The following is a 4,707-nucleotide window of genomic DNA, read 5'->3' as shown; positions in this document are numbered from 1 at the left end:
AGCACCCACGACAGTCAGCATTTCGAAAGGGTCATTGACAAGGCCAACACCAATCGCAATATCTACGCCGACCGAGGCTATCCCTCTGCGGAGCGGGAAGCTTGGCTGAAGGCAAACGGCTATAGGAGCCAGATTCAGCGTAAAGGCCATCGAAACAAACCGTTGTCCAAGACTCAGCAAGGGCGAAACCACAGGATTGCAAAGACTAGGGCACGGGTTGAACATGCATTTGCGGCGATGGAACAAATGGGTAGAAAACTGATCCGCACCATTGGACAGGTGCGCGCTAATTTTGCCATGACGATGATGGCAGCATGTTACAACCTAAAGCGGTTGGCGTACTTCCAGAGCGCGTGCATCGTGGCTTTCTGACGCCCAGAATGGGTCAAATGGCCCTAGCCAGGGCAATGTGCGATAGAATCAGTAGCGTGATAATCAAAAAAAATCTAATTATTTAGAATGAAAGCCAAGGGTTAATTGAAAATCTTGAGTTTTTCGAGGTGCCCAATAAGTTAAAAAATATAACGATTAATATAGCGAATTGTTAACCTAGAGAGATAAAAAATCGCTATATTGGTGATTTATCTACCAGATGAGTATATGTAGAATTTGACAAATGGAATGTTATGGGGGAAAAAAGTCTTTTATCATGATCTTTCATGTGATTTAACTAGCTTAATTGCAGGTGAATGTGATTTTATTGCCACGCTTGCAAATACGAGTGCACTACTGTTTGAAAGATTAGATAATATTAATTGGCTAGGGTTTTATCTAAAAAGTCATGATACGCTTGTGCTTGGCCCTTTTCAGGGCAAGGTCGCATGTGTACGTATTGCGCAAGGAAAAGGTGTTTGTGGGGCTGCTTTTATGGAAAATAGAGTACAGCGTATTGCTAATGTCCATTCTTTTACTGGGCACATTGCTTGCGATAGTCTCAGTCGTTCAGAGATAGTTTTGCCGTTAGCAGTCAATGGACAGTTAATTGGCGTATTAGATATTGATAGTCCTATTTTTGATCGTTTTGATGAAGAGGATGAAAATGGTCTGAAAGCCTTAGTTGTAATACTTTGTAACCACTTGAAAGCGTGTGTTATACCAAAATATCCACAAATTAATGTAATTTAACAGTTGGTTTGCGTGGCAATTGTCTGCAACGCTATTATAATATCGCCTGTTCATGCCTGCGTTGGTTGGCAAAACCGTTGTAATCAGGAAATTTCATGGAAAATCAACCTAAGTTGAATAGTAGTAAAGAAATAATTGCTTTTTTGGCTAAGCGTTTTCCTCAATGCTTTATTGCTGAAGGTGAGGCTCGTCCACTGAAGATTGGAATCTTTCAGGATATTGTGGCAAGACTGACTGAAGAGGATGGTATCAGTAAAACTCAATTGCGATCTGCTTTGCGAATGTATACTTCTAGTTGGCGTTATCTGTATGGTGTCAAAGAAGGTGCTAAACGTGTTGATTTGGATGGCAATGATTGTGGTGATCTGGAATCAGAACATGTGGAGTATGCGCGTCAGCAGCTAATAGATGCAAAGGCTCGTATTCAGGCTCAACGAACAGAGCAAAAAGTAAGAAAACGGGAATTTCAACAGAAAGTCCAGAAGGTAGACAACGAAAAGATCTTATCGGCAACTTCTAGTAAGAAAAGTGAGTCTTCTCGCTCAACGACTAAGACTAAGGAAATAAATAAAAAACATAAACATCATTCTTACTCTAAAAATCAAGCTAAAAAAACTCATAATAGTAAAATGGCCAATCTAGCCAAATTACAGTCTGTAACCGATATTTCTACATTAAAAGTTGGTCAAGTATTAAAGGTTATGGTTGGCCAAAGTATCGTAGATGCGTCAGTGCTTGAGATAGCTAAGGATGGTGTTCGGGTACAATTGCCGACAGGATTGGCAATGATTGTACGCGCTGAGCATTTAAAGTTCTGATACGGAGGCCAATCACGGCATGAATAATTATATTAAACTGGCTTTTGTGTTTGGTATAACTGCAATGGCAACTTCATTCGCAGATACTGTAGCGCCTCCAACACTAATAACAACTCAGAAGCTTCCTCAGCTTCAACAGGAACGCCAGCATGCCATTATTAGCGAAAGAGTTGTTTCACGTTTTACCCGTTCTCACTATCGCCAATTTAATTTGGATGAAAACTTTTCTAGTAAGATTTTTGCTCGTTATTTAAATTTGTTGGATTATAGCCATAATGTTTTTTTACAATCTGATATTGACAAATTTGCTAGTGAGAAAAGCAAAGTAGGACAGCAGCTTGAAACCGGTCATCTAAATGAGCTTTATGCAATATTTAATTTAGCTCAACAGCGGCGCTATGAACGTTTTCAATATGCTTTATCGCGGCTTAATATGCCGCTAGATTTTGCTAATAACGATGTCATTGAAGTTGATAGAAGTAAAGCAGCTTGGCCTAAAACCGTTGAGGAGCTAAATAAGCTGTGGGATGCAAAAGTTAAGTTTGATTGGTTGAATCTGAAGTTGTCAGGTAAAAATGACAGCGAAATTAAGCCAATATTAACAAAACGCTATAATTTTGCATTAAAACGTCTTGCGCAAACGCAAAGTGAAGATGTTTTTCAGTTGATTATGAATGCTTTTGCTAGAGAAATAGATCCGCATACTAACTATCTCTCTCCTCGTAATACCGAACAGTTTAACTCAGAAATGAGTTTGTCATTGGAGGGTATAGGCGCAGTACTTCGGCAAGATGAAGATTATATTATTATCAACTCAATGGTGGCGGGTGGTCCGGCAGCAAAAAGTAAATTATTAAAGGTCGGCGATAAGATTATTGGTGTAGGCCAAACGGGTAAGTCGATGACAGATGTTGTTGGCTGGCGACTAGATGATGTTGTTGCTCTTATCAAAGGACCTAAAGGTAGTAAGGTACGTCTTGAAGTTATTTCAGATTCGAAACGCGCCAAGCCCCATAGCGTGACATTAATTCGTGAGCATATTCGACTGGAAGATAGGGCGGTAAAACTCACGATCAAAAATGTTGGCAAGAAAAAAGTTGGCGTACTTGATATTCCCGGTTTTTACGTTGGATTAACTAATGACGTTAAAACACAGTTACAAAAAATGGCTAAAAGTCATGTCACGGCACTTGTCATTGATTTACGTGGCAATGGCGGTGGTGCTTTAACCGAAGCAGTATCATTATCCGGTTTATTTATTCCAAGTGGTCCAATTGTTCAGGTGCGTGATAACAACGGTAAAATTTGTCAGGATGTGGATGATGATGATGTCGTTTATTATAAAGGCCCACTTACGGTATTAATTGATCGCTTTAGTGCATCAGCGTCAGAAATTTTTGCTGCTGCAATGCAGGATTATGGTCGTGCGTTAATTGTTGGAGAATCATCTTTTGGTAAGGGTACCGTTCAGCAATATCATCCTTTAAGTCGTGTCTATGATCATATGTTACGTCCAGATTGGCCGGCTTTAGGCTCTGTCCAATATACTATTCAGAAATTTTATCGCATCAATGGAGGTAGTACCCAGCGCAAAGGTGTTACACCGGATATCGTTATGCCAACGGGTATCGATCTAGCTGAAACGGGTGAAAATTTTGAAGATAACGCCTTACCTTGGGATAGCATTATGCCTGCTAGCTATAGTGTTGTCGGTAATATTAGCCAATATGTTGCTAATTTAATTGCTAATTACAAGGAACGCATAGCGAAAAATCCTGAGTTTAAATATATTGAGGAAGATATTGCCCGCTATCGCGCTATGAAGGCGAGTAAAAATATTATTTCGCTTAATTATGTTAAGCGTGAAAAGGAAAATCGAGAAGCAGACACAATTAAATTAAGTCGTATTAATGAACGCTTTGCTCGACAAGGGAAAGCACCATTAAAAACGATAGATGATTTACCTAAAAATTATGAATTACCAGATCCCTATCTTGATGAAACAGTGAAAATTGCAGTTGATCTGGCAGATTTGCAAGAGGTGCATCAGACTAAAAAATAATTAAAATTCATTTTTATACTAAAAAACCAGCAATAGCTGGTTTTTTAGTATAAAAAGTTTGTTAATGTTTAATAAAAATTTTCACATTAACTCAATGTTATTTATCTTTACATTTTTCATCAGAAGAGATAACTCGCTTATTTAGGTGATTACTAGATCATTTTCGATATGACCTAACTGTAGTTGTCTAAATGACGATTAAAATATCTGTTTATTATTTATATTTGATATTATTTATTTCATACTCACTCTCTATCAGCGACAAATTCTTTTATGGAATTAGCTTGTATTTATTCTTAACTCAGCGACAATATTCGGCAATAACAAATTAATTTACAAAGCAGACTTTAGTAAAATCCTGTAAGTTTGGTGACCAAGTCGTGCCATAGGTACATCCTGCTTTTAGATCATGTATGATGGCATTGGTGGTAATAAAAGCATTTCCTTTATAGGCTTGCATCAAAATAGGTTTAACGCTAAATAAGTTTTTTCGCCAATTCCCAAACGAAATGCAACAAAGTAAATCCTTGGTCATACATAGATAAAATTACTGTAATGACCCCATAAGAGATACTGTTGTATGAAGGGAAAACATTTGAACTTACATGAGCGTTTTTATATCGAAAAACGAATAATTGACGGTGTTACTCAGGCCACTATTGCTAGAGAATTGGGGCTTTCTCGTTCAACTGTCAGCAGGGA

Annotated in this window: 5 protein-coding genes; all 5 read left to right on the top strand. The window is 38.2% G+C overall.

Annotated elements, in window-relative coordinates:
• A partial coding sequence (locus tag CBG25_RS16525) for a transposase (protein WP_290603757.1) occupies positions 1 to 372 on the top strand: 372 nt, incomplete at its 5' end.
• A gap of 249 nt (positions 373 to 621) precedes the next feature.
• Positions 622 to 1,125, top strand: a complete 504-nt coding sequence (locus CBG25_RS16520; RefSeq protein WP_290607959.1) for a GAF domain-containing protein — start codon at positions 622 to 624, stop codon at positions 1,123 to 1,125.
• A gap of 95 nt (positions 1,126 to 1,220) precedes the next feature.
• Positions 1,221 to 1,943, top strand: coding sequence for an RNA chaperone ProQ (gene proQ, locus CBG25_RS16515; RefSeq protein ID WP_290607957.1), 723 nt, complete (start codon positions 1,221 to 1,223; stop codon positions 1,941 to 1,943).
• 19 nt (positions 1,944 to 1,962) lie between these two features.
• Positions 1,963 to 4,005: a carboxy terminal-processing peptidase gene (gene prc, locus CBG25_RS16510; RefSeq protein ID WP_290607955.1), complete on the top strand. Its 2,043-nt coding sequence runs from the start codon at positions 1,963 to 1,965 to the stop codon at positions 4,003 to 4,005.
• 580 nt (positions 4,006 to 4,585) lie between these two features.
• On the top strand, positions 4,586 to 4,707 hold a 122-nt coding region (locus tag CBG25_RS21520), incomplete at its 3' end, for a helix-turn-helix domain-containing protein (protein ID WP_366212652.1).

The sequence above is a fragment of the Arsenophonus sp. ENCA genome (genome assembly GCF_002287155.1).
GTDB classification, from domain to species: Bacteria; Pseudomonadota; Gammaproteobacteria; order Enterobacterales; family Enterobacteriaceae; genus Arsenophonus; species Arsenophonus nilaparvatae.
Note: the sequence above shows the minus strand (reverse complement) of the source record. Positions and strands in the feature narration are given on the sequence as shown.

Coding starts and splice junctions, on each gene's coding strand:
- proQ (WP_290607957.1), top strand. CDS start 1,221: ATGGAAAATCAACCTAAGTTGAATAGTAGTAAAGAAATAATTGCTTTT.
- CBG25_RS16520 (WP_290607959.1), top strand. CDS start 622: ATGTTATGGGGGAAAAAAGTCTTTTATCATGATCTTTCATGTGATTTA.
- prc (WP_290607955.1), top strand. CDS start 1,963: ATGAATAATTATATTAAACTGGCTTTTGTGTTTGGTATAACTGCAATG.